The following is a 307-nucleotide window of genomic DNA, read 5'->3' on the forward strand; positions in this document are numbered from 1 at the left end:
AATTAAATATAAAGTGAAATGATCCTATTGTCAATGGAATATTCATAATTTTTTTATAACGTCCATTAAAAGCCAATTGATTTAATCCCATGTGCAGGGCTTTTAAAGTAAAGTATTAGGTACCTTATTTCCTAATGAATTTAAGTTGCCATGGTAAATAATATCGATACCCAATAAAATAAAATGGAGCAGACCACCATGTTTTCCAATGATCCGATTTCATCAATCCTACTTTAGAAATTAACCATTCTAAAATTAGTGTTAAGACTACAAAAAATAAAACAAATAGCCATTTCTTATCTTTGTT

The 307-nt window shown here is 27.7% G+C and carries 1 pseudogene; it reads right to left on the bottom strand.

Annotation, left to right across the window (positions count from 1 at the left end):
* Positions 1 to 124 precede the first annotated feature (124 nt).
* Positions 125 to 307 (bottom strand): annotated as a pseudogene (locus V7083_RS16085) (hypothetical protein); the annotation flags it as partial.

The organism is Bacillus sp. JJ1764 (assembly GCF_036962145.1).
GTDB lineage: Bacteria > Bacillota > Bacilli > Bacillales > Cytobacillaceae > Neobacillus.